32 protein-coding genes are annotated in these 24,867 nt (G+C 33.2%); 9 read left to right on the top strand and 23 right to left on the bottom strand.

The genetic code is table 11. The features are described from left to right. Positions 1-117 precede the first annotated feature (117 nt). The 6 genes from ACKI30_RS10035 to ACKI30_RS10060 all read right to left on the bottom strand — a co-directional run bounded on the left by ACKI30_RS10035 (position 118) and on the right by ACKI30_RS10060 (position 5,118). On the bottom strand, positions 118-1,620 hold the full coding sequence (locus ACKI30_RS10035) for a helicase HerA-like domain-containing protein (protein ID WP_407412099.1): 1,503 nt from the start codon (positions 1,618-1,620) through the stop codon (positions 118-120). Beyond that, positions 1,614-2,690 carry a DNA double-strand break repair nuclease NurA gene (locus tag ACKI30_RS10040; RefSeq protein WP_407412101.1) on the bottom strand — a complete coding sequence of 359 codons (1,077 nt, stop codon included), beginning with the start codon at positions 2,688-2,690 and terminating at the stop codon, positions 1,614-1,616. The genes ACKI30_RS10035 and ACKI30_RS10040 overlap by 7 nt, the downstream gene beginning before the upstream one ends. Before the next feature lie 63 nt (positions 2,691-2,753). Further along, complete coding sequence (locus ACKI30_RS10045) at positions 2,754-3,506, bottom strand: geranylgeranylglyceryl/heptaprenylglyceryl phosphate synthase (protein WP_407412103.1); 753 nt, start codon at positions 3,504-3,506, stop codon at positions 2,754-2,756. Between the two features lie 94 nt (positions 3,507-3,600). Next, entirely contained in the window at positions 3,601-3,747 is a 147-nt protein-coding gene (locus ACKI30_RS10050) for a 50S ribosomal protein L40e (protein ID WP_407412105.1), read from the bottom strand. 172 nt (positions 3,748-3,919) lie between these two features. Then, positions 3,920-4,453 carry a DUF367 family protein gene (locus ACKI30_RS10055; protein WP_407412107.1) on the bottom strand — a complete coding sequence of 178 codons (534 nt, stop codon included), beginning with the start codon at positions 4,451-4,453 and terminating at the stop codon, positions 3,920-3,922. Next, positions 4,453-5,118 carry a hypothetical protein gene (locus ACKI30_RS10060; RefSeq protein ID WP_407412109.1) on the bottom strand — a complete coding sequence of 222 codons (666 nt, stop codon included), beginning with the start codon at positions 5,116-5,118 and terminating at the stop codon, positions 4,453-4,455. The genes ACKI30_RS10055 and ACKI30_RS10060 overlap by 1 nt, the downstream gene beginning before the upstream one ends. A 130-nt stretch (positions 5,119-5,248) precedes the next feature. Between ACKI30_RS10060 and ACKI30_RS10065 the strand changes: the two genes are divergently transcribed. The 3 genes from ACKI30_RS10065 to ACKI30_RS10075 are packed head-to-tail and all read left to right on the top strand — an operon-like array spanning position 5,249 to position 6,982. After that, on the top strand, positions 5,249-5,953 hold the full coding sequence (locus ACKI30_RS10065) for a hypothetical protein (protein ID WP_407412111.1): 705 nt from the start codon (positions 5,249-5,251) through the stop codon (positions 5,951-5,953). A 10-nt stretch (positions 5,954-5,963) separates the two neighbouring features. After that, positions 5,964-6,497, top strand: coding sequence for a nicotinamide-nucleotide adenylyltransferase (locus tag ACKI30_RS10070; protein ID WP_407412113.1), 534 nt, complete (start codon positions 5,964-5,966; stop codon positions 6,495-6,497). Positions 6,498-6,544: 47 nt separating this feature from the next. After that, positions 6,545-6,982, top strand: a complete 438-nt coding sequence (locus ACKI30_RS10075; RefSeq protein WP_295162651.1) for a molybdenum cofactor biosynthesis protein MoaE — start codon at positions 6,545-6,547, stop codon at positions 6,980-6,982. Positions 6,983-7,141: 159 nt separating this feature from the next. On the opposite strand, the gene ACKI30_RS10080 is transcribed toward ACKI30_RS10075, so the two are convergent. Continuing rightward, the gene (locus ACKI30_RS10080) at positions 7,142-7,348 is read right to left on the bottom strand and encodes a TOBE domain-containing protein (protein WP_330009776.1); all 207 of its coding nucleotides are present in this window, start codon (positions 7,346-7,348) and stop codon (positions 7,142-7,144) included. Positions 7,349-7,762: 414 nt separating this feature from the next. Between ACKI30_RS10080 and tsaA the strand changes: the two genes are divergently transcribed. After that, entirely contained in the window at positions 7,763-8,248 is a 486-nt protein-coding gene (tsaA, locus tag ACKI30_RS10085; protein WP_407412116.1) for a tRNA (N6-threonylcarbamoyladenosine(37)-N6)-methyltransferase TrmO, read from the top strand. A gap of 215 nt (positions 8,249-8,463) precedes the next feature. On the opposite strand, the gene ACKI30_RS10090 is transcribed toward tsaA, so the two are convergent. The 3 genes from ACKI30_RS10090 to ACKI30_RS10100 all read right to left on the bottom strand — a co-directional run bounded on the left by ACKI30_RS10090 (position 8,464) and on the right by ACKI30_RS10100 (position 9,291). Further along, positions 8,464-8,646 (bottom strand): hypothetical protein, encoded by a 183-nt coding sequence (locus ACKI30_RS10090; RefSeq protein ID WP_407412118.1) that lies wholly within the window; start codon positions 8,644-8,646, stop codon positions 8,464-8,466. A gap of 62 nt (positions 8,647-8,708) precedes the next feature. Beyond that, complete coding sequence (locus ACKI30_RS10095; protein WP_407412120.1) at positions 8,709-9,107, bottom strand: hypothetical protein; 399 nt, start codon at positions 9,105-9,107, stop codon at positions 8,709-8,711. Between the two features lie 22 nt (positions 9,108-9,129). Continuing rightward, positions 9,130-9,291 carry a hypothetical protein gene (locus tag ACKI30_RS10100; RefSeq protein WP_407412122.1) on the bottom strand — a complete coding sequence of 54 codons (162 nt, stop codon included), beginning with the start codon at positions 9,289-9,291 and terminating at the stop codon, positions 9,130-9,132. Positions 9,292-10,067: 776 nt separating this feature from the next. Between ACKI30_RS10100 and ACKI30_RS10105 the strand changes: the two genes are divergently transcribed. Beyond that, positions 10,068-10,352: a hypothetical protein gene (locus ACKI30_RS10105; protein WP_407412124.1), complete on the top strand. Its 285-nt coding sequence runs from the start codon at positions 10,068-10,070 to the stop codon at positions 10,350-10,352. On the opposite strand, the gene ACKI30_RS10110 is transcribed toward ACKI30_RS10105, so the two are convergent. The 5 genes from ACKI30_RS10110 to ACKI30_RS10130 form a co-directional block, all read right to left on the bottom strand. After that, complete coding sequence (locus ACKI30_RS10110; protein ID WP_407412126.1) at positions 10,345-10,767, bottom strand: hypothetical protein; 423 nt, start codon at positions 10,765-10,767, stop codon at positions 10,345-10,347. The genes ACKI30_RS10105 and ACKI30_RS10110 overlap by 8 nt on opposite strands. Before the next feature lie 4 nt (positions 10,768-10,771). Beyond that, positions 10,772-11,161, bottom strand: coding sequence for a hypothetical protein (locus ACKI30_RS10115; protein WP_407412128.1), 390 nt, complete (start codon positions 11,159-11,161; stop codon positions 10,772-10,774). Continuing rightward, positions 11,148-11,939: a TIGR04255 family protein gene (locus ACKI30_RS10120; RefSeq protein WP_407412130.1), complete on the bottom strand. Its 792-nt coding sequence runs from the start codon at positions 11,937-11,939 to the stop codon at positions 11,148-11,150. The genes ACKI30_RS10115 and ACKI30_RS10120 overlap by 14 nt, the downstream gene beginning before the upstream one ends. A gap of 127 nt (positions 11,940-12,066) precedes the next feature. Then, complete coding sequence (locus ACKI30_RS10125) at positions 12,067-13,236, bottom strand: tyrosine-type recombinase/integrase (protein WP_407412132.1); 1,170 nt, start codon at positions 13,234-13,236, stop codon at positions 12,067-12,069. A gap of 64 nt (positions 13,237-13,300) precedes the next feature. Further along, positions 13,301-14,329 carry a M42 family metallopeptidase gene (locus tag ACKI30_RS10130; protein WP_407412134.1) on the bottom strand — a complete coding sequence of 343 codons (1,029 nt, stop codon included), beginning with the start codon at positions 14,327-14,329 and terminating at the stop codon, positions 13,301-13,303. Positions 14,330-14,448: 119 nt separating this feature from the next. Here ACKI30_RS10130 and ACKI30_RS10135 point away from each other — a divergent pair, with 119 nt between their 5' ends. Beyond that, positions 14,449-15,207, top strand: a complete 759-nt coding sequence (locus ACKI30_RS10135) for a ferredoxin (protein WP_407412136.1) — start codon at positions 14,449-14,451, stop codon at positions 15,205-15,207. Here the strand turns inward: ACKI30_RS10135 and ACKI30_RS10140 are convergent. Both ACKI30_RS10140 and ACKI30_RS10145 read right to left on the bottom strand, forming a co-directional pair. After that, positions 15,202-16,707: a HEAT repeat domain-containing protein gene (locus tag ACKI30_RS10140; protein ID WP_407412138.1), complete on the bottom strand. Its 1,506-nt coding sequence runs from the start codon at positions 16,705-16,707 to the stop codon at positions 15,202-15,204. The two genes, ACKI30_RS10135 and ACKI30_RS10140, sit on opposite strands and share 6 nt — an antisense overlap. Position 16,708: 1 nt before the next feature. Then, positions 16,709-17,755 carry a ribonuclease H-like domain-containing protein gene (locus tag ACKI30_RS10145; protein ID WP_407412140.1) on the bottom strand — a complete coding sequence of 349 codons (1,047 nt, stop codon included), beginning with the start codon at positions 17,753-17,755 and terminating at the stop codon, positions 16,709-16,711. A gap of 300 nt (positions 17,756-18,055) precedes the next feature. On the opposite strand from ACKI30_RS10145, the gene ACKI30_RS10150 reads away from it, so the two are divergent. From ACKI30_RS10150 to ACKI30_RS10160, 3 genes are read left to right on the top strand one after another with little or no spacing between them, the layout of a single operon-like run. Continuing rightward, positions 18,056-18,439: a hypothetical protein gene (locus ACKI30_RS10150; RefSeq protein ID WP_407412142.1), complete on the top strand. Its 384-nt coding sequence runs from the start codon at positions 18,056-18,058 to the stop codon at positions 18,437-18,439. Between the two features lie 11 nt (positions 18,440-18,450). Further along, positions 18,451-19,185 (top strand): phosphopantothenate/pantothenate synthetase, encoded by a 735-nt coding sequence (locus ACKI30_RS10155; RefSeq protein ID WP_407412144.1) that lies wholly within the window; start codon positions 18,451-18,453, stop codon positions 19,183-19,185. A 13-nt stretch (positions 19,186-19,198) separates the two neighbouring features. Then, the gene (locus ACKI30_RS10160) at positions 19,199-19,738 is read left to right on the top strand and encodes a nucleoside monophosphate kinase (RefSeq protein WP_407412146.1); all 540 of its coding nucleotides are present in this window, start codon (positions 19,199-19,201) and stop codon (positions 19,736-19,738) included. On the opposite strand, the gene ACKI30_RS10165 is transcribed toward ACKI30_RS10160, so the two are convergent. The 6 genes from ACKI30_RS10165 to ACKI30_RS10190 form a co-directional block, all read right to left on the bottom strand. Further along, positions 19,739-20,419 carry a TIGR00289 family protein gene (locus ACKI30_RS10165; RefSeq protein WP_407412148.1) on the bottom strand — a complete coding sequence of 227 codons (681 nt, stop codon included), beginning with the start codon at positions 20,417-20,419 and terminating at the stop codon, positions 19,739-19,741. A gap of 4 nt (positions 20,420-20,423) precedes the next feature. Further along, a complete protein-coding gene (locus ACKI30_RS10170) occupies positions 20,424-21,185 on the bottom strand; it encodes a hypothetical protein (RefSeq protein ID WP_407412150.1) in 762 nt (253 codons plus the stop codon). A gap of 120 nt (positions 21,186-21,305) precedes the next feature. Then, positions 21,306-21,731: a hypothetical protein gene (locus ACKI30_RS10175; RefSeq protein WP_407412152.1), complete on the bottom strand. Its 426-nt coding sequence runs from the start codon at positions 21,729-21,731 to the stop codon at positions 21,306-21,308. Then, entirely contained in the window at positions 21,731-22,597 is an 867-nt protein-coding gene (locus ACKI30_RS10180) for a prepilin peptidase (RefSeq protein WP_407412153.1), read from the bottom strand. The genes ACKI30_RS10175 and ACKI30_RS10180 overlap by 1 nt, the downstream gene beginning before the upstream one ends. Before the next feature lie 94 nt (positions 22,598-22,691). Further along, complete coding sequence (locus ACKI30_RS10185; protein WP_407412169.1) at positions 22,692-24,311, bottom strand: CTP synthase; 1,620 nt, start codon at positions 24,309-24,311, stop codon at positions 22,692-22,694. Positions 24,312-24,371: 60 nt separating this feature from the next. Next, complete coding sequence (locus tag ACKI30_RS10190) at positions 24,372-24,866, bottom strand: zinc-ribbon domain-containing protein (RefSeq protein ID WP_407412155.1); 495 nt, start codon at positions 24,864-24,866, stop codon at positions 24,372-24,374. Position 24,867 lies beyond the last annotated feature (1 nt).

Below are 24,867 nucleotides of genomic sequence, written 5' to 3' on the forward strand. Positions count from 1 at the left end.
AATTTGAAATTCAATTAATTATATTGATTAAATTCTATAAAAAAGTTTCTATATTGCTCTGTACAATATTATAACGCTAAATCAATATTGATTTGAAAAAATAAATTATTTGGGATATTAATAATCATATCCCATGTCAAGAGTTTCCTGTTCCTGGCGTTTAAGCTCTTCAGCCTTACGCTCCTTAATGTTTTTAAAGTGAGATACGATATCCATATCATCACCGTGACGGCGGCCCCTGAACTCGTCAATCTTAACCAGTGTCGGCACCTTGGTCATTAAACCAAGAACAATGGCTTCACCGACATTCAGGGACGGAAGCTGATTTACCAGATCCTGTGACAGGCTTTCACTCGCTGATTGAACATGTCTCTGATCTTCAGGCTCGACAAGCCTTAATATAATCATGTTATTCATCTGTGAAAGAGCATCATGGTCAACAGTCTTTGGAGACTGACTTACCAGACATAAGCCCAGACCGAATTTACGCCCTTCTCTTGCAACTCTCTGAATCCATCTTTTAGAATCGGAGTCACGTTTGTTTGGAGCTAAAATATGAGCCTCCTCTAAAATGAAAAAGACTGAATTGTCCAGCAATTCCTGCTTATTGTCACTGTGAGCGGCATCCTTGGACCTTTGAAGTGAATTTCTTAAGATATGACTTACAAGAACACTTGCTACAGACTCGTCGACCTGGCTTAAATCAAGTACATTAACATAGCCCGCTTTAATTGTTGATAAAATGTTTGATACATTCTTATCGAATAGATTGGAATACCTGTCCATTGAATCATCAATTTTGTTCATCACATCAACAATTTGCCTGTCTGAACCCTCTTCCTGTGACCAGACATATAAAATATCATACATTACCTGCAGGAAGTTATTTGTAGTTGCCTTTCCATCCTGAAGCATTGATTTGGCCTGCTTAAACGCTTTTCTGAAATGTCTTTCCTGAATATAACCGTTTGATGGAATATTAACCAGTCTTCTGATTTCATTAAATGCCATATGACTAGGGTTGATTTTTGGTGAAATCACATTAACATCCCCATTTGGAAATTTGGCATCCTTATACTCACCATGCATATCAAATACAAAAACAGGAACGCTATATCCCAGTAACTGATCTATGAGAACAGACACAGTATTTGATTTACCTGCACCAGTCATAGCCAATATTGCCAGATGTCTTGACAATATCGGATTGGCGTCCACATTAACTTCAACATCGCTTTGATTTACAAGACAACCCAATTTTAAAGGATTGTTTACTTTGAATATTTCCTTTAGGATTTCACTGTCCGCCAATCTTATTTCAGTTCCCGGAAGCACAGGTGTTCTTGGCAGCCTTAAGTTATCGTTGATGTCACCCAGGATTTTTACTTTGCCCCTGATATAGTTGTCTTCAACGCCAATGCTTGAGATTTTCTGAATAGCTTTAAAATCGTTAATGTCGACGTTTAAAGCATCATTTCCACGAATTAGATTTTCAATCATTCCTAAAATCTGTTTGTCATCATATTCTATTGTGACATATTCTCCAACTTTTGGCATCTTGTCTGAGATGAATGTAACTTCTGTAAGTGAGGTTTCCCCAACACAAATTCCTACTACCATGACATCACTTCCCTGTTTGTTGTTTCATAAATCTTAGCTATCTTTAACAATTCCTTAATATTTCTATCTGTAATTACAACATCATTGTGCGCTTTATTGAGCAAATACGGATATCCCTGAACGGACAATACATTAATTTTTCTTATGATTTCAAAAACATCACTTTTAGAAGCCCTGTAAGGCAATTCCACTTTCAACACATTCTTGTTGTCCTGAAGCCTTACATAAAATACTGTGAATGTTATGCCCTTGAAAAAATCATTATAATATGGAAATGCCGCATTCGGATGAACTCTTCTCTCATCATCAATTCTGGACATGCCCTGCTTTTGAGTGTTCTTATCCAAAAACGCAATATCCGGAATATTCCAATGGAACAGTGCATTATCGGATGAGGTTTTTGAAATGGAAATTATCTTTTTTCTGTACTGCAGGATTTCCCTAAGAAGGATTATCTTTTCAATGGATGCCAAATGCAAATTATACTCCTCTATTTTATTTGAGTTTTCTGATTTTGGAAGTTCCATCAAATTAAATGTATCCCTAATGTCCGGAAATGCCAATCCATAGGGATTTTTGCTTAATCTTCTTTCAAACTCGTTTAAAAGAGTGTCATCCAGGTGGTTTCTAATCTTATCCGGCAGTTTTGCACTTCTTGGAAAAGCATTCTGAAGGTCTCCCAAAATGGACCCGTCGAACATGTAATAGTCAACATTATATTCTTTTATAGCTCTTAGGGCGCATTTCAGCTCATAAACTGCCATGTAATTTCCTAAAAGTTCATCCAAAAAAGAAACATGTCCAATATCGAAAATATCGGAATCATCAATTTTTTTGATTTCACCATCATAAATTATGGATTCAGCACCCACTGCGCAGAAATTAGTTGTGAGGAATTTCTTCTTGTTGAAGCTTCCGTCTCCTGCCGCAATAATAAAATCATCGGAACTTTCACCGATTTGCCTGTCAAACCATCTGCCTTCAAGCAGTGATTCAATATCGGTTTCCGATTCTATAGGGTGGATAAATCCCCTTTTAGCGATGGCTTTTTCATATAGTGAATTTAACATAATATCTCCTAATATTATTTGGTTGAATGGTGTATAAAAAAATATAGAGAGAGCAGTTGATGACTACTCTAGTGAAGCTTTTTTAATAGCTCCGGTTAATTCTTGAATTTTAGCTTGAACATCATCCACTTCTTCTACAACAGTACCTGTTACGATGATGTCTCCTCCAGCTTTAGCTGCCATGTATGCCGCTTTGCCGTCACGGATTCCTCCGCCCACAACTAAAATGTTTTTAGGAGCGGCTTTTTTGGAGTATGCAATCATTTCAGCTGGAATCGGTTCTTCAGCACCTGAACCTGCTTCAAGATAGAAGAATTTGATTCCGAAAAGTTCAGCAGACATTGCATAAACTGCAGGTATTTTCGGTTTGTTTCTAGGCACTAAATTAGCATCTCCAACCCATCCTACTGTTCCACCAGGGGATACTACCATATAATGCATGGACAGGATTTCCATTCCGGAAGCTTTTACTGCAGGTGCAGCCAATGCCTGAGCGCCGTTAATCCAGTATGAATTTCTAGAATTGACATAGCTCATATAGAAAATAGCGTCAGCATATTTACTTACACTGCTGGTATTTCCAGGGAAAATGATAATAGGAACAGCAATATTTTCTGACAATATTTTACATGTGTTATCTACATCATCACCATTAACAGTGGATCCTCCAATCATGATTCCGTCAGTTCCACCTTCAATAGCTTGTGTAGCAATTTCCAAGGCTTCTTCTGGAGTTTGTTCATCAGGATCGATTAAAGTAAAATGAATTTTTCTTGTTTTTAATATATCGCGAATGTAATTTTCAACATCTTTCATAAAAAATAGTTTGTTAAAAATGATATATTAATATTATTGTTATAAAAATTAGAAATAAAATAAAAAAAATAGTTAAAAGATAAAGAGAATATGTCTATCCTCTTGGTTCTTTTGCTTTGTATCTTAAACCTCTGTAACCACATTTTCTGCAAGTAGTTGCACCAGCAGGGTTACGAGCATTACATTTTAAGCAGATTTTTACATTGAACATTCTGTTTTCTGCTACTTCAAATCTTGCCATTAATAACTCCTCCTATAATCATGAAAATTTAGTAATAATAAATTGTTATGAAATTAAATCAGCATTCATAACTATTAATTAATTATTTTAACTTAATAGTATTTAAATGTTTAGTTAAAATCCCCTTAAATCATGAAATTATTCCTTTTTAATAAATATTAAAAAATTCAAATCAATCCTCAGAAGAATTTATACCCCTCTCGGCCAAAAACTCATTTTGAACGTTAACGACTTCAGCACTGGTATTCACTTCACTGTAGGCCTCAAGCAGGTCATGATTCAATTCCAGAAATGTATGTCCCCACTTAAAACCGTTCATCAAATCACATGCTTCATCCTTAAAGCGAGTGATGTACAGTGTAGCACTAATAGCTTCCACAGTTGACAAAATGCAGGGTTTTCCATAATTTACAGGATTTGTTGCAATTAAGAAAGGCAAGGATCTGTGATATTTTGATAAAGAAAAGAATTTTTTAGAACTTGACACCTCATTCCAGGAACAGTCAAGTCCTACAACTCCTCTTCTTTGAACATACCTATAGTCCTCATATGATACAGCTTTTTCAGCATATGGATTCAAAACAATTGCACCGGATGGGATTTTGTTGATGTCATAGACTAACCTGCATTTTCCCATTTTCTCCATTTTTATGGATGTGCATTTTTTTCTGTCGCATTCATTTGCGTGAAAAACTGTAATCCTCACTATTGAGCACCTTCTAAAGCGGATCTGTTTCCTGCATTAAATTGACGAATCAATTCCATCTGCTGGGCAAATTCATCTTCGGACAAACCGAATTCCTCATTAATTTTCGGAACATCTTTACTTTCCTTCAATGTAATGGATTTAAGCATAGGCTCTATGTAATCAGCGTAACCTTCACCAAATGCAGTGGTTGTGGAATTTACATCAGTGTCAGCGCCAAAGATTGCATAAATCAGGTATCCCTGTTTTTCACCTTGGGATTGACATATTACAATACTCATGGTATTGTCTGAAGTGCTGTTGGAGTCATTTCCAGGTATTGCCTGAGTGAAGTAAATATTCCAGTCATTTCCATTATATGTCCTTTTTTCAGGATTTGAAACACCCTGAAATTGATATATTTTCATCAATGCTGTAGAGTTGTCCACTGTTGAAATATTGTAGGTAATGTGATGTTGCTTGTCCTCATAGGAATGCATATATGCATGTGTATCATTTACCAGACTGACATCACCAGTGAAACGGCCTTCCATAAACTCTGTTTTGAAATTTGAAGTTGCCTGATTGTCATTTCCGTTCAATATTCCAGTGGTAAAAATTACTCCGACTATTGCAATAACTGCAATAACGGCCACCAAAATTATAATTATATTTTTATTTTCCATTATGAAAACTCCATAATTTGTTAATATAAATATTTTGTCAAAAGTCTTTTATAAATGTTTATTTTCTTTAAAAAAGTATTTTAAGTAATAAAAACAATAATCAAATATAAAAATGAATTAGGTATAATTTATGAATAAAAAAACCCAGTATGAATTATTGCTGTTGGTTTTGGTAGTTATTGTCGTATTCAATGTGGCAATCCTACTGACAGCAAATAATACAGACAATATATACAACGCCACTGAAGTTGGTAAAAATGCCAATGGAACTGTTTATAAGATTGTTGCAGGCAATCCTTCTTCAGATGACACAGTAGGGATTATTTTAGGAGTTCATCCAAGGGAACATGAAATTCATGAAGCCGTCAACAGAACAATATATAATATCACAGGTGAAAACGGAGACCACAACCTGACCAAGAAATATGTAATATATTATGTTCAGGTCAAGGATAACCTGACTTCACGTGACGATACAAGGGCCGCCGGTGAAGAGCTGTCCCACAAGTTTATTGTTCCGAATATGGCTAAAGACAAACCGTTCCTTGTTGTTGACGTCCATGAAATAGATCCGATTTATGAGTATTCTAATTTCCTATTCAGTTTATCAAACAGAACACCAGAAATAAATAATTATATCAATAATATTACAGAAGACGTCGGCATTGTTGACTTTAACTTTACAGAAGGTACAAGCCCTGAAAAGGTTACAATGCCTATAGCAAACCAAGGAATTCCAACTATTTTAATTGAAACATCCATTACAAATAGTTTAAGTGAAAAACAAGAAACCGCAGAAAAATTAGTAAACAGTTTAGATAGATTAAATCCATAGCGTGATTTGAATGCAAAAAGTTCGAGGAATATTAATTGGAAGAATGCAGCCTGTCCATAACGGACATATGCAGGTAATCAATAAGATTTTGGAAGAAGTGGATGAAATTATCCTCGGAATCGGAAGCGCACAGCTAAGCCATGAGCTGAAAGACCCGTTTACCGCAGGTGAGAGGATCGTCATGATTAGTCAGGCATTGGCTGATGCGGGTGTTGATCCAAGCAGATATTACATCATTCCAATGCAGGACATTAATTTCAATGCAATCTGGGCGGCACATGTTAAAATGTTGACTCCCCCATTTTCCATAGTCTATTCAGGAAATCCTTTAGTCAAACAGCTATTTTCAGAAGAGGGCTATGAAGTCAGACAGCCTCCTCTTTATGACAGACTGCACTTATCCGGAACAGAGGTAAGGCGCAGAATTATTGAGGATGAAGACTGGAGAGAGCTAGTGCCTAGCGCAACTGCAGAGGTCATTTCAGAAATTAAAGGAATTGAAAGAATTAAAAACTTATCTATTAAAGAAATTAGTGACATATAACAATAGTTATATAACATGAAAACATAATACTTATTGGAGAGGTTCAAATGGTCGTAAGAGTCATAGAAGCAAAAGAAGATAAAGTAACAACAGCTGATTTAATAGCTGAATTGAAAAAAAGCAGTAAAGTCGATTATTCCGGAGCTATTTTTACCTTTGAGGGAATTGTTCGTGGAAAAGAGGAAAATATGAACTTGGAAAAGTTGATATTGACCACACCTGACAGGGATAAAACTCAAAAAGAAATTGAAAAGATAGTTGAAAACGCCAAAATCAAATACAACGTGAATGAAATATCCGTCGTTCACTACATCGGCGAGTTCTACACAGGAGACATGTTATTTTTAGTTGCAGTTTTAGGCAATCACAGGGGAGAAACCCTTGAAGCTTTAAAAGAAGTTATTGAAACTGTAAAATATGATGTTGAATTCAAAAAAGAAGAAATATCAAAAGAAGGAACAAAAACTATCCTCGCAGGAGGATAAAGTTTGTTAAGCCTTGCTTTTATTATTAGATGTGTTTTATTGGTAATCATTATTTACGCAATATTAAAACACTTAAAAACCCTTTTGAAAATAGCAGTAGTTATTTTCGCTATTTTTTTATTATTAGGAGTTTTGGGATTTTAATCCCAATTTCCCAACTTATTTTCCGATGATCACTTCAGTTGATTTGATAATTGCAGTAACATCGTCACCTTCAGTTAAACCTAATCTTTCAGCAGATTCTTTGGTGATTACTGCAGTAATGGTGTTAGGTTCGGTTACTTCAATTTTGATGTTTGCCATAACAGCACCGAGGTCAACATTTGTGATTTTTCCTTTTAATTGATTTCTTGCACTAAGTTCCATTTTATAATCTCCTTATAGTTTTCATTACATATTGATATAAAAATCAATAACCCCAGATATTTTCACAGTATAATATTATATCGAATTACATATAAATGTTTTTATTTTATTTAAAAAAGGATTTTAAAATCGATTACCGAAAATACTTCATATCGATATAATCAATAAAAAAGTATACAGATAATGTGAAGGTAAAACCTTTGAATTATACACAACTATATTAAAATAAATATTTTTAAAAAATAATTTAAATACAGCAGAAAATACAAATTTAAACCGAATAAATACTATTTTTATAAAATTTATCGAAATTCCATAATGATAACCATCAAAAAAATATTTCAACTGCTAAAATAAAAAAAACTCAAAAAATAATAACATTATTTTAATAATATAAAAAGGAAAATAATAATTATGAATATCGAACTCGAGTCAATTGGTACAATCCACACTGAATTTAATGAAATTGAAGGAATGCCAATTCAGCCAACTGGTGCCAAAGGAATAAAGGGAACAATCGAAATCAAGGACAAATTTGTTGACGGGCTTAAAGACCTGAACGGATTTTCACATATACATATTATTTATCTGCTCCACAAGGTTGAAGGTTACATGCTTGAAGTAAAGCCGTTTATGGACAACGATACCCATGGAGTTTTTGCAACAAGATCCCCAAAAAGACCAAACAGGATTGGAATGAGCGTTGTTAAAATCAATAAAGTAGAAGGAAACACAGTCCATATTGAAAATGTTGACGTTTTAAACGGCACCCCTCTTTTGGATATCAAACCATATGTTCCTCAGCTATATGAGGATACAATTGATGAGCTTAAAATAGGATGGTTTGAAACCAATCACCAAAAAGCAAAATCACAAAAATCCGATGATAGGTTCAAATGATCTATCATTTACTTAAATTTAAAAACTAATTTTAAAAAAAAGAAAAAAGAGTAGCTATAAATTGTTTATATATCATATTATAATATCTTTTTTAACTCCCACCAATATGATATATGAACTAACTCCTAAAAATAGTTTATTATACAAAAAAATAATGTTCGACAACATTCAAACGAACAAATATAACAATGTTAAAATCAAAATAATAAAAAATATTATAACTTAGGATATCCCATAATCTCACGATGATTTACATAAGCTGCCCACTTATCAGGATGATTATTTTTATATCTTTGGATATAATTATTTCTACCTTCTTCAGAGAGATCTTCCATTAAACAATCTAATGCAATTAACTCACTTGTATTCAATGGTCCATCAAATTGAATTGAATTCATGAAAAACTCACCTATATTTACATTATATTAAAGATAATTATAACTAAAAAAATATATAAAATTTATGGTCCAATATGATATACACCCACATTATGGATATCCATTTTCTCTTTATAAACAGAAATACTCAACTTTTTATTATTAGACATATGCCCAATAACTTTTTCATACATCATGGAATCATACATATCATCATCCAATCCCGCATTATTTACTAAATCAATTATATGCCAATACTCATTAGAATTTGACGCTTTAAAATTTTCAAACATAAATTGATAAATATCGTCCCATCCTTGTTTAATATCTTCCTCTGTCGCACCATTATTTTTCAAAATAAATAATCCTTCATTTTCAGTGAAAACAACATTATATTTCACATTATACTCTGCAAATCCTATAATGTCTCCTTCTGATTGTAAAGCATTATTACTTGGATGATTATGAATAACAAACAACAACCCTTCATTTTTAGCAGCTTTTTTACCTTTTGGACATAAAGATACTCCTCTTGAATCTCCAGGATGCTGAGTCTAATAATTGTATAATGTCCCACATGCTCAAACCAATATCCGCTGATTTATCCCATGCATGATTAGTTAGAACAATAGGTAAATTATTCCATATCCACATTTGTTCGCACATTTATTTTCCTCAATATTTATTTTATCTTAAATATTATAATAAATTTATTATAACAATTTAAAGAAGTAATTTTTTTAAGATAAATGATTTTTTTACTAGTGTGCTTCCAAACTCTATTCTATAATTTTATCCAAATGAATATTTAAACTTTATTATTTAATTTTTTTATACATTGTTTAGTTAAAAGTTGTTTTTAGTAAACTTTACGGCATGTATTTTTGCGATTTTCTGTAAACAATGAAACAACAACAACAACTAAAAATTGTTTATTTTCACAATTTGGATTTGCTGTTTTTTTACCCTAAAATTAAACACTACTTTTAAAATTAAAAATAGAAATCTTTATATACTATGGAGTATATATAATATATTAGAGGAGGTGAAACAAATTGATTGGTTAAATATAATTAGTACCATATTAAATTTAATAACAATCATAATATGGCTACTAGAAAAAGTCGAAAACAAGAGGGATAAATAATATCCCTCTCATCAAATTAAATTTTTATAATTTTTTTTATTTAAATTTTTACATAAACAGAGGTGAAAAAAATGTTGAGCATAATCCAAATAATAAACCTAATATTACTCATAATATTAGCAATACTCTTATACAAAAACCATGAAAACAAACTTGTAATTGCACTATTCATAATATGTGTAATCATATTTATTTCTGGGATATTAATCCCATAAATTTATTTTTTATAAATAACAGGAGAGATAAAATGTCTGAATTCACAAGCATAAAAATAAGAAAAGACCTAAACGAAAAAATGCAACTAATCAAAAAACAAAACAACTACAAAAGCATAAACGAACTACTCGACAAAACACTCGACAAAACAATCAACGAAAACCTCGAAATAATCCAAGAACAACCACTATTCTATGTAGGAGAAACACCAATAACATGGACAGAATTGAAACAAGCATCAACTGGTGACAAATGGAGTCAAGGAAATGATACTGTAACAGTATTATTCAAAGATAATCAAGGAGCATTCTTAAGATTCTACAATGAATATGAAATAATGGTTGAGTACTACCATTTTATCTAACTTGAAATGAATTAAAAATATCTTCTGCTATATCAAAAGCCCTATCAATATCATCAGGAATCCATTTTTCATATAATGGAGAATTTTCTGAAGGTTGTGAAATAAAATAATCTGCTTGATGCCTTAATTTTTTCAAACGTTTTAAATTTTTAGAAATCTGTTTATTTCTAACTCTATTAAAAGGACCTTTTGATATAAAAGCTTTTGGGATATTTGTATGATCATTATTAGAAACATACTCTTTATTTTCAATTAGCCATTCTCTAATAAACAAGAAAGTAGCATAATAAATTCTCCCATAAATAACCCTTTTAATTGCAGAAATATTTGGATTTTCTTCATTTAAGTTATAATATAATTCTTTTGCAACATTTAAAAAATCAATAGGTTGAAAATTATCAAATTCATCAAACATTAAATTACCCACATCTAACTAAAAAAACATCCATATTCTCAAATTCCTCATCTAATTTAGAAGAAATACAGAAATCATTTATTTTTTCTAAAATTTCATAATCTAATTTATTTAATTGCTTAAAAGATAAATCACCAACATATTTTAAATAATATTCTATAGACGGATTACCTTCTTCATCTTCATAAAAAAGTTCACATGAATCCAGTTCATCATATTGCTCCAGAACATTATCAATAATAAAATTATAAATTATAGTGTAATTATGAATAAAAACCCCTAAATTCAAATCATTATCTTCATCTTTGACAAAAGGAGTCGTAATATAATTTTCTTTATGTCCTTCTAAAAAATCACTTGAGTAAAGAATAGGATTATTACTAATCGGAGTCATTTTTACCCCCCATTAACTTTCTTAATTTATCAGATATTGAATAATTAAATTTTTCTTTAATTATTTCGTTCATATTAGTTAATTCTATTTCGATATCTCTTTGAGAGTTGACTGAATCATCTTTAATTAATCTACAATCATAATCTAAAATAAAATCTTTCTCAATAGTTATTTCTGGGAATTTAGGATTAAAAAATCCAAATTGGAATGTTAAGTGATAGTCTTCTTGCAATAAATCTAATCGGCTAAACAATTGAGAAAAATTTTCATTTTCATTTAAATTAAATATAATATTATTAATTAAATCATTATTAATATACTCTTTAATATTTTTTTCATTTATTATATCCTCGTGAATCTGATTGATATATCTTAATCCTAAAAAAGTTACCTTAAATGGAGAATACCACCGTAACGCCCTTAATAATACAGAAACATCATTTAAAAATTTATCAAAACCATTATAAGCTCCTTTATGATAAACCAAAATTAAATTTTTAGAGTTCAATTCAACTTGTTTAAAATTATTTTCATCGGAAAATATCCAAGTTAAATCTCCCTCATCAACTGTGCTCTGTGAGTTACCCTCTTTAATATCAACTTGAATATTTACATTCTTATTATACTGAAAATGAACATTGGGAAATTCTTCAAAAATTTCTTTTTGAAATTTATCTGCAGCCTCTTTATTATCCCCTGCTAATTTAAGAATATTTGAGAAATTTATTCTAAAAATAACTTCAGTTAAATAATTTTTTTTATAATCAGAATCACTCATAATTAAAATCCCCATTTATAAACAGTTTCCAACATATTAATTTGGAATTATAATTATATTCATAATTATAATTATAAATCCTTATAAATTTTCCTAAATCGTTTTCAAAATCACAACAAAATTTACTTTACTTTGATTTCCTTCCAGCGAATAAATTTAAGATTTCATTATCTGTCATTTGGTCTACACCACTGAACATTTTTTCCATTCTTGATAAACGCTCTTCGATATTATTAAACTGAGACTCTTTTTCGTTATACTTCTGCTCCAACTCCACATACTCTGGAGACTTAATATCCATATTATTTACATCAAGATTTATAGTCAAACAATCTAAATGAAAAATATATTTCTCACGTAACTTATTTGGGTCTTCAGTGAAATATGATGAATGAGTTGCTTCTTTTGATCTACCTTGCAAAGCATCAATCTCTTCCAAACTCATTTTATCATTATATAAATTAGTTGCATGAAACTTACGGAGAATGTGGCTTTTGAATTTATTGTGAGCTCCAATTTTACCTAAATCCAAAGTATTATTAATTTTAGCAAAATGTCTTTCAAAATAAGCAGTATTGCACTTGAATAATGGTATTTCATCAAGTCTATCATTATCTAAATCTTCACGCAACAACAAGTAATTAATGATTTCCTGATTTGCTTCAGGACTGCAAAAAGTATAATAATATTTGTTTGTTTTAATTCGTTTCAGGTAGAATGTAGGTACAATATCTTTATCATGCATTATTTTAACTGCTTCTACAATATCATTTGAATTATGATACTCTCTGGTAGCGTCAAGATAATCTTGTACTGTTAGACTTAATGTTTCTGCTCTTGCACAACCTGAACTGCTCATAAATAATATTATGGCTCGCATTAAGGGGTTTGCTATTTTTAATGCTTTTTTAATTAGTTCTTTATCCGGTAAATCTTTGAATTTTAATGGTTCGGACAGTTTAATATTTTTCTTGTTTAATGCGGGTAAATCATGTATTTCTATTTCATAGTGTTTGTAGAAAGTTTTGATTAAAGCAAATTTTAAGTCGGCGGTGCTTTTTACATGATGTTCGTATAAATAGTTTCGGTAGTTTATTAAACGTTGTTTTAATTTGCGTTTTTTCCATCGAATGCCTTGTTCTTCTTCATTGTCTGCTTCTTCTAAAAGTTCTGATAATGGTTTTTGTTGGAATTTGGAGTAAAAGTTTAAGGCGATTTGGTACTGTTCTTTTGTACCTTTTTTTAATCGCCTTGCTTTTGCAAATTCGTCAATTATGGTATTATTGTTCATATTCATATTTTATCTCCCTTTAATGTTGGATTTTGTGGGAGAGCATTTGAAAAGTAAACAATAATATAATCTATAAATTGTTTATAGCTTCAGTAATCAATTGAATTGTAGCTTCAATATCATCCATACTACATACACTTACTGGAGTGTGTATATAACGAGTAGGAACAGATAAAACACCGGTTGGAATTCCTTCACGGGTTAAGTGAATTGCAGTTCCGTCAGTTGTTCCACCGTCACTTACTTCTAACTGGTATGGAATCTCGTTTTCATCTCCAGCTTTGATAAGCATGTCTTTAACAGATTGCTGGGTTAAAATACCTCTTCCGCTTGCATCTGCCAAGATGATAGCTGGACCTTTACCCATTACCACTGGTGCTTCTTCAGGTTTGATTCCTGGGTGGTCACCGGATAGGGTTACGTCAAGTGCAATAGCCAAATCAGGATTTAATTTGAATGCAGAAGTTTTTGCTCCTTTTAAACCTACTTCTTCCTGTACTGTACCTACACCGTAAACGGTAGCTCTGGTATCTACTCTTTTTAAAACTTCCATCATTACGTAGCAGCCTACACGATTGTCAAGAGCCTTACCCATGATTAAGTTGTTTGGATATTCTTCGAAGAGTGAATTGAAGGTCATTTTATCTCCAATTCTGACCATTTTTTCTGCATCTTCCTTGTCTTTTGCACCGATATCAATAAACATGTCGTCAGATTTGACAACCTTGTTTCTTTCTTCAGGTTTTGTTACATGAGGCGGTTTTGAACCGATTACACCAACAATTGGTTCTCCAATAGAAGAGTGTATGGTTACAGTTTGGTTCATTAACATTTGGTCGTTAATTCCACCTATGTTTGAGAATTTAATAAATCCGTTATCGTCAATGTATCTAACCATTAGACCAATTTCATCCATATGTGCTGCAAGCATTACAGTAGGAGCCTTTTTTTCACCTTTTTTAGTAGCAATAAGGTTTCCCATACTGTCTTTTTCAATTTTATCAGCAACATCTTCTAATTCACGTGTAATAATTTTAGCTATTTCTTCTTCAGAGCCAGAAACACCTGGTGCTAAAGATAGCTCTCTCATTAATTCCATCGTATCACCAAATTATTTTTATAAACTTAATTATATTAAATTGTTTCTATTGTAACGAAAAAATCCCTATACGAAATAATTAAGTTACCCAATAATTAATATTTAATTAAGGTGAGAGTATGACAAAAGTTATGAAAATATATTTCAGCCCGTCCGGAACAACCAAAAAAGTGGTTGAGCAGATTGCGGGCAATTTTACAGATGAAAAAGAGACATATGACTTATTAAACTTCAATTCAGATAAGAAATTTTCAGCTGATGATATAGCTATTGTTGGAATGCCTGTCTTTGCAGGAAGAATACCAAAAAGCGGACGTGAAAGACTGGCAAAATTCAAAGGAGACAACACACCTGCAATAGCAGTTGTAAACTATGGTAATGCACATGTCACAGATTCATTGCTTGAAACAGTTGAACTGCTTAAGGATAACGGATTCAATGTCGTTGCAGCCGCTTCAACAGTAAGCCATCACTCAATATTTGACGGCGTTGCGCAGGGAAGGCCTGACAGTGCAGACATTGAAAAAATTAATGAATTTGCCGAAAAATGTATAGAAAAAATAGAGTCCGGAGAAAGTTTAGAAAGCGAGATTCCTGGAAACAAACCGTATGTTGACTACAAACAGCTTCCGTTTGTCGTGGGCTGTGATGAAACACTCTGCGCATTCTGCTATGACTGCGTTTCAATCTGTCCTGAAAAGGCAATACCTGATGATGATCCTGTAGATACTGACCTCGACCTGTGTTCAAGATGCACTGCATGTATCCACATCTGCCCTGAAGATGCACGTATGTTTACAGGAGATGCATTTGAAGCTAAAAAACCAGAATTTGAAGCTGCTAACAGCGAAAGAAAAGAGCCTGAGTTTTACTTATAAACTCATTCTCTTTTTAGCGACAGCCCTTACATATTCATTATCATCGGATATTGAAATTTCTTTTAGGACTGTCCTGCTTACTATTTTTTTACAGGCCGCTTCACGAACCCTCCATGAATCGTCATTTTTGACAACATCTGTTAAGAATTTCTGATTTGAGACAAGCGATACTGCCCTGACTGAAATATTTTCTGAAATGCCCTGTTCATAAATTTTTATCAGGCATTTTTCAACTTTAATCTTATTTAAAGCTTTTAAGGAGAATTGTTCATCCTCATTTGCCAAGACAATTCTGATTAATGTTTCCAAATCTGAAATGTGGTCCAATGTTGATTTTCTCACTTCTGCCAGTTGGGCGTTTTTCAATATTTCAATATAGTTTTTCTCATCCCTGACATGTTCCATTGCCTCGAAGGCAACATCCTCATAAGTTGAATTGACTGCAACGTATGTGAAATCCTTCTCATCACTCAATGCAGGATTTGAAATGGCATGGCTTCTTACATACTGGTCATCATCGGTCAATGCGATGTTGATTAGCTCCTGTGCGTCATCCAGGTTTTTGACTGCAATCTGGCGAACGAAAGGATCCTTATCTGAGCGGATGATTTTCAACAATGTCTCATTGTCGTCAATCTTTTTGACCGCTTCGCTTCTAACAACGCTGTCTGAATCATTTAAAGCAAGTTCAGACAATAGCTCCTTGTCATCAACCTTATTGATAATGTCCAGTTTAACGTCGGACTTTTCAGAATCCCTTGCAATATTTCTTAAAAGGTTTATATTATCAATCTTGCCGAAAATGATTGACCTTATTTTTGCATTTTCCTCATTTATTGCGATTTTGGCCAGCACGTCCTCATTTTTGATTTTCTTGACAGCAGCAATCTTAACGCCCTCGTCCTTATCTTCGATAGCCACCTTTTTAAGGATATCCTCATTTACAAACTTGTCCTTGTTTACTGCAGATTTTCTAATGGATGAATCCTTGGCCTTGAAAACAAGATCATACAATATTTCTTCACTTTCAATTTTTTCAAGAGACAGTCTTCTGTAATTTTTATCAATGGCATTTATTGCAATGTCCTTTAGGGTTTCCTCATCGACGATTTTATTGAATATCTCATCAACATTCCTGTTTTTCTTGGTGTTGATTACGATTTCTGCAATGGATTTGTTGTTTTCTCCTAACCTTTCATAGGCAAAGCTTCTAACGTCAAAGAATTTTGAATTTTCGGCCGCATCCCACAATAAATTTTCATCCTTGATTTTATTTACGGCAATTAATCTGATAGCCCTGTCCTTAACGTTTTTTGCAATGTCCAATGCCACGAACTGGTCTGTGATTTTATCTGCAGCCACAGCCCTTTCGGTCCTGTCCTTTGCATTGACGGCAATCTCCTTTAGGATTAACTGGTCCTCATCGATTTCAATTTCTTTTGGAATGTCCTTTTTCTCTTTTTTTGAATCCTTGTTTTTAAATCTATCAAATAAACCCATTTTAATTTACTTCCTCATACATTTTCTCTAGAAAACTTGCAAGTGAAACAATATCCTGACGGTTATGTTCTATTATCGGAACAATCGGTCCAATATTCTGTTTGTCCAAATAAGTATTATAGTAATCGGGAATGTACTGGCCAGGAACGTCGCCTTCCCTTTCAATGCCGAAGAGTTCCTTCTCAATAGTCTGCAGCTGACAGTTAGGCAGGTCATCCTTCCACAGGTTTTTGGCGAAATACATCAGGTCCAGGTGAGGCAAATCCAGATTTGCATCCATTCTGTTATACCTGCATCTATTTTTGATAAACGGCACATCAAAACTTTTTCCGTTGAATGTGACATGAACGGAATCCTCATCCAGATGGGAAAGATATGCATCCAGGACTGCACCTTCCTCATATATGTCCCTTAAAAAGTATTGTGAACATGTGATTTTATCGTTTTTTATTTCTGCAACACCAATGAGTATTATCGGAACATTTGAAAGACCCAATGTCTCAATGTCCATGAATTTGAAGTTTTCCTTATCGGTTAAACTGATTGATTTGAGAACATTGTCTCTGCATTTTTTGGAATACTTGTTGCTGTCCAGTATATCAATAATCTGCGCAAATGACATATCATCGATGCTGTCCATGAATTTTGCTGCCGCATCACAGTACTTATCATGGTTTTTAAGTGATTCTATTGTTGTAAAACCCTTATTTTTAAGGTTCTGTTCGGTTTTCAATCCGATTTTTGGAAGCAGCTTGAGATTATTGTTTATCTGGCCTTTAAAATCATTATCATAAATATTAAAATCAATCTTTTCTTTAGATACAATCTCCAGCGTGTCTCCAAAAGATGTTGAAAAAACATGGGAATTATCAATTTCACTTAACTTTTTGCCATCATAATCATTTAATAGTTTTTGCTTGTAATCTTTAAAATATGAGCCGGATAGCTTTCTTGCATCTTTTTTTGCATCATCTGAAGGATTTATAGATGCAATTGATTTTGAAAGAACTTTTCTCAAATATAACTCATGTTCATTGTAGTTTGTCATTCAAATTAATTATATGGCATCAATCAATATATACTTTTTTAATAAAGTATACTTGAATTTTTATAAATTATAAATAACTTTATATAGTATTAAAACAAATATAAACTTGGCTACAGTGTAGCTAGAGAGATAGATTAAACAGCCAAATTTTTAAATTCATTTCTCTTAAGCTTGTATAAACAAGTTTTGGGTAGCTATTCAAAATAGCTACCTAATCATCCCGTATCTTTTTTTAGAATAATTCAATTTTTAGTAAACTATATAACTTTTTCAAACATAACTATAACATAAGGTTTGAATATGAAATTAAAATTAGCAATAATCTATGGAATTCTAATATGGATCATTACATTTGCGGCAACACAAATATTAAATCCGATTTTTACCCATCATTTACCTCAAATAAATATTATAGTTCCCATAATTATGAATCTCACAACAATATTTTTTGGAATACTATATATTAGAAATATCAATGAAAACGAGGTTGTTGAAGGATTTTTAGTCGGAGTGATATTCATCATTGTAGATGTTATTTGTGACTGTGCATTCATAATCATACCACATACTCAGAATTATGTATTTGTAAATTACAATCTGCATATTACTTCCACGATTATTTTAACACTACTAATTACAACCTTTTTAGGATATTTAGCTCAAATGAATATCGATTTAAAATAAGGAGATAGAATATGATACCAAAATCTCATCCACGTTATGAATCTCTACTTTTAAGAGATAAAATTGTCAAAGCCTCTGAAAAAGGATATTTAGCAGACTCAGCGATGATTGCACATGGAAGAGGAGAAGCTTTCGATTATTTGATTGGTGAAAAAACAACATACCCCGCTAAAAGAGCAATGTATGTTGCGGTTGCGGCACTTCTTTTATCAAAAAATCCTGTAATTTCAGTTAATGGAAATGCTACAGCACTAGCCATTGATGAAATAATTGATTTTGCAAGGACAATTGACGCTAAAATTGAAATAAATCTATTTTACAGAACAGATGAGAGAGTTAAATTGCTTACCACATTATACAGGGACCACGGATATAAGGAAATCCTCGGTACTATGGATGATGACATCGAATATTTAAATGACATAAAGAATAATCGTGCATCAGCAAGTAAAACCGGAATATACAGTGCAGATACCATTCTTATTCCTCTTGAAGATGGCGATAGAGCAGAAATCCTTAAAAAAAGTGGAAAAAACATTATTACAATAGATTTGAATCCACTGTCTCGAACCTCAAAAATGTCTGATGTTTCCATAATGGACAACATCGTAAGGGCAATACCATTCATGACAAAGATTGCTGAAGATTTAAAAACTCAGGACAAGAAAGTTTTAATTGAAATGGTAAATGAATTTGACAATGAAGAAAACCTTAAAGAATCAATCGCACAGATTAAAATAGAATGAAAAAGGGATTATGATGCAAGTAATGGGTATATCTGGAATGCCAGGATCTGGAAAAAGTATAGTGTCTGACATGGCTCAGGAAAAAGGAGCAATAATAATCAGTATGGGAGACATTATCAGAGAAGAAGCTAAAAAAAGAGGCGAAAGCACCAAAGAAACTGCTCAAAATTTAAGAAAAGAATTTGGCGCTTATATTGTTTCCGAGTTAACTATCAAAAAGATTAAACAATTGGAAGAAACTGAGGCAGACAATCTTGTAATGATTGAAGGAATCAGAAGTCATCATGAAGTTGAAATGTTTAAGGAAAATTTTGACAACTTCATAATCCTTTCAATATTTGCAAATCCTTCAATACGCTTTGAAAGACTGAAAAAAAGAATGAGGGAAGACGATTCCCAGGACTATGAAGGATTCCAGCAAAGGGATTACAATGAATTGGAGTTTGGAATCGGCAACGTGATTTCCCTTTCAGATAAACTCATCATTAACGAAAGCGACATCGAGTCTTTCGAATCTAAAATCAGTGAATTTTTCGAAGAAATTAATTTCTAATTATTTTTCTTCCAAAACGGCATCTTCAATTATATAAACACCACTGTCATGATGCCATTCTTTTCTATCTTTTAAAATTTTCAATTTCTTTTTAAAAATAGGACCGTCAATAGCCAGTGTTTCAGCTTCACCGCCTTCAAAGGCTATATCGACATAATATTTTTCATTGAGTTTTACAAGCTCGTCAATAGCTTCATCATCAATTACCCTGCCGAGCCATTTTTCATCAAGGCCCCAGGCTGCAACTCCACTGATAATTATTTTGAAGCCTAAAGAAACTATTTCCCTCATGTATTCCAATTCATCAACATGCCAATACGGAGAAATAATTTCCAGGCCAACTTCCGAACCCAGCTTTTCGATTCTGGATTTTTGATATTGGGAGTAAAGTGCACCTGTAAATATGCACTCGACACCTGAACTTTTAAGATTTTCGAAAGCCAGCTTTAAATCTTCAAGCTCCTCTTCTTTAATTCCATCGGTTTCAACAGACATTATTGGAATTTCAAGGGCTTCTGCAAGCAAATCAGTGACATGAATGTTTGGAACATGAAACATGTATGATTCGTCATTGCGAGATTTCATTGAAAGAAGAAATTTCACATCCTCTTTTTTATTTAAAGCATAGTACAATGCCATTGTACTGTCTTTGCCCCCTGAAAACAATACTGCCGCTTTCATTGAATTACCTTTTACGTTTTTCTCTCATGAATTTTCTAAATCTTCTTGTGAAAACACCGAAAGAATCGAAATAAATTCCGAATAATGCAACAATAACTCCAACAGCACCTGTGACTGCTACAAACTGATAGCCAGGCAATAATGTTGAATTGGTATTGTTATAGGTATTCTGCACCGGACCTTCCATTTTACTTGGCACTACTCCGTGGTCAAGCAATGTCTGTTGGAAAGTATCAACTGATGAAGATGAAACTACAAGAACAGCATGCACTTGAGCATATGAAAGTGATCCTCCATAAACCAACCTGTACCAATCGGAAAATGATTTAAGCGCTTCGTAGGAGGTATAATTGTCCTCAAGTTCAATTTGAATTTTTCCATCTTTTGTTACGTTGTAATGCTTATAATGGGAGTCGATATTTCCCAGCACATAATTGAAGTATTCCAGTTCCCGGTCATTGAATTTCCAAAGAGGAATCGTAATACTGGTTTCCTCAAATGAAATAAAACCTTCAGTATTTGAGAGGTTTTGCCTTAGTTCATTCATATTTATTGAAGATGACAAATCTAGATATAATGTTTCTTCATTACCAGGAACGTTTTGCTCTACCATACTGACAACAGACGGCAATTCTTCATAAATCGGCTCTAAAAAGAATGCTCCTCCTATTGCACCTATTAAAAATGCTACAACAAGAACTAAAATTATCTCCCTTTTAGGCATGTATTGTCTTAACATTCCTATTGAAAAAACAAATATCATCATTATTATAAATAGAATGACATAAATAATTGCAATTATCATATCCATAAAAATTCACACGCCATTATCTAATAGTTTAAATATTTAAATTAACGATTTAAATACCTTTTGCATAAATAACGGCTATTTTTCATATATTATCATGTTTTCACTATCCACAGGCCACTCTATGACAAAAGTGTTTTTACCCTTGGACAATTTAAATGAAGTGCTTTTCAGTTTGGATTTGACAGGGATTTTAATTTCCTTGTACTTCTTGTCCTTAAGCATGATTTTGGATGAGACATAATTATCTGCAATATTGACTTTAACGGGGTTGTTTATGTCCAAATCTACGGTGCATCTTGACCCCTGCCCCTGGCCGTAAACCTCCTTAATCGCCTGGGATAATTTCGACAGGTCCGATTTTAATTTCAGTGAATCCGAAACATCGAATGTTGTGCTCATGCTCTCCTCCAAAAGAGGCAGGGTAAATGCAATCATGATTATAAACGATACTGCAAATATCAGCAGATATTCAAGCGAAACCTGACCCTTATCATCCATCATCAAACCACCAGCACCAGATTTTTTGTAATAATCATCATTATATCACCGTAACTTAGCGCAATTAAAAGACCAATCATAATTGACGGAGTGAAAGGGAAACCAAGCTTGACGTATACAGTGTCTGAAATAAAATTCTGGGCAGACATTACCTTAAGCAGAGTCACATCCTCCATCGTGATGCCTCCGGCGCTTTGGGACTTGAAATAATATTTGAAATCGTCATCATGACTTTTATAGACTTTTAAATTTTTATCCAAGTCCCCTATCAGCTCGCAGATATGTTCATCATTAAAGCTATAATCATTGACAATCATGCCCTCCTTTAAGTCTTTCACCTTAACTGTCCTGTTGAGGGTGGTTCTAATCAGGAGCCTTAACGACTCATAATTAAAAATATTGATCAGCAAGTCTGCATTATGCCTAACCGAATTGTTTTTAAAAATTCTTCTTGTTGTAAATACCACCAGAAACGGAAATGACACAAGAATGCTGTTTATAATGACGCTGAACGTGAACGGATAGAATGACATCAACGGAAAAATATCAAAAAATTCCAGATTAACACCAAACGGTATAACTGTAGCAATTGAGGTGAATAATTTTGCATCACCACCACCCCATAAATGCAATTTCCATAAAAGATATGTTATAGCATAAGTGATAACCATTGAAATAAATGAAGCTAAAATGAATTTAACGTTACCTGTGAAAAATGTCAAAATTAGGTTGGACATGAGGCCAAAAGCTATCAGCAGATAATTCAACAAGTCGGGAACAAAACCCTTTTTAACATCATAAATTGATGCCGCAATGGAAAATAAAACCGTTACTATAATTTGAATAAAAAATACGTTACTAAAACTCATGAATATAGATTAAACTAACTGTAATATTAATTAGATAGAAATTAATCTCATTAAATTGTTTTTAGCTTGTAAAATTGTAAAAAAAGAAAAAAAGTTAATTTTTAGAAAACTCATAAATAGCTTCTAAAAATGCTTTGAATAATGGGTGTGGCCTATTTGGCCTTGATTTGAATTCCGGATGGAACTGGCAACCGATAGCCCATGGATGGTCTGGAAGTTCAACAATTTCCACTAAGAAATCATCAGGACTTGTACCGGATATGATTAAACCTTTATCCTGTAGGTCTTGTCTGAAATCATTGTTGAATTCATATCTGTGTCTGTGACGTTCTTCAATATCGGTTTCGCCATAAGCTTCAAATGTTTTGGTTCCTTCAATGATTTTACAGTCATAAGAGCCTAAACGCATTGTTCCGCCCATGTTCTTGATTTTCTTTTGCTCTTCCATCATGTCAATGACAGGGAATTCCAAATCGTCATCAAATTCAGAACTGTTTGCATCAGGATAACCGTTTCTTCTTGCAAATTGGGTTACCATGGATTGCATTCCTAAACAGATTCCGAATAAAGGAACATCATTTTCAATTGCATAATCGATAGCATCCAATTTTCCTTCAAATCCACGTTCTCCGAATCCTCCAGGAATTAGAATACCGTCGAATCCTTTCAATTCATTTTCATCCAATTTTTCAACATCGGAACTTAAGTATTTGATTTTAGCCTTAACGCCAATGCTTGCAGCCGCATGAAGCAGTGATTCACGGATACTGATGTAGGAATCTTCCAATTCAACATATTTTCCAACAATACCGATTGTAACTTCTGAGTCTGCATTTTTAATGGAATCTACAACTTTTCTCCATTCATCGAGTTTGGATGAATCTGGTTCAACATCCAATCCAATTCTATTGACAATGAACTCACCAATGTTCTTGTCTTCTAAAACTAAAGGCACTTCGTAAATTGTGCCTGCATCAGGAGTATTTACAACTGCATTAACATCCACGTCACAGAAATGAGCCACTTTTCCAAGCAATGCGTCATCAATGTGCTCTTGGGACCTGCATACAATAACATCAGGATTTATTCCGACACTTCTTAATTCTTTGGTTGAATGTTGGGTTGGTTTGGTTTTGAATTCTCCAGCTGCATTTAGGTAGGGAATAAATGTAACATGGACAAACATGACGTTTTCACGTCCTTCCTCATTTCTGAGTTGTCTTAAAGCTTCAAGGAAAGGTTGACTTTCAATATCTCCGACAGTACCACCAAGCTCGACCAGAACGACATCATAATCTGCGCTTTCAGAGTTTGCCCTAATCATTTCTTTGATACGATTAGTGATGTGTGGAATAACCTGTACACATTCTCCAAGATATCCTCCTTCTCTTTCTTTAGCTATAACAGATTCATAAACTTTACCAGTTGTGATATTTGCCATTCCGTCAAGTTCAACATCTAAAAATCTTTCGTAGTGACCGAGGTCAAGGTCTGTTTCCATTCCATCATGAGTTACGAATACTTCTCCATGTTGATATGGATTGAGTGTTCCAGAATCCCAGTTTAAATAAGGGTCTATTTTAATAGCTGAAACTTTTAAACCGTAAGATCTTAAAATCCTACCCATAGATGCTGAGGTAATACCTTTACCTATGGAACTAACTACCCCACCAGTTATAATAATATACTTTGTCAGAAAAATCCTCTCCTTAATTAATTAATACAATAATAATTTTAGTCACTAATAATATAAAAATTTAAGTTAATTTTTTAGTTATCTATTATTTTTCCAGTGATGCAACTTATTTGAAATATGGCTGGAAGTTTCATTGAACTGATACTGACCCTCATTTCCATAACTTGCAAAATGAGATTCAGCCACAAATTCGCTGCAGGAGTCTCCGGGACCATCGGTCGGATAGCCTCTTCTGCAAACCATGCCATAAGCTGAGCCGTGAGGGCTTACGGACCAGTAAATGCAATTTAGACAAATTTCATCACCGTTGCCAACCATTGAGTCATAATCAGGCTCATCATAACTGTCATAACTTGAGACATCTCCACTGACCGCACTTTCCTTGCTGACTGACCTGGAACAGCTATAGCAATAATAGGAATCACCCAAATTCCCCAATTCTTCTCCGCAACTAGGACATTTGAGGGTTATAACCTCATCTTCAAGAAACATTCCTCTGCCGCATTCACGGCACAGATAACCTCCGCTAACCTCTGTCAATACAGCCCCGCAATTGGGACATAACTTTACCATA

It is taken from the genome of Methanobrevibacter sp., from assembly GCF_045539575.1.
In the GTDB taxonomy this organism is placed as follows: domain Archaea; phylum Methanobacteriota; class Methanobacteria; order Methanobacteriales; family Methanobacteriaceae; genus Methanocatella.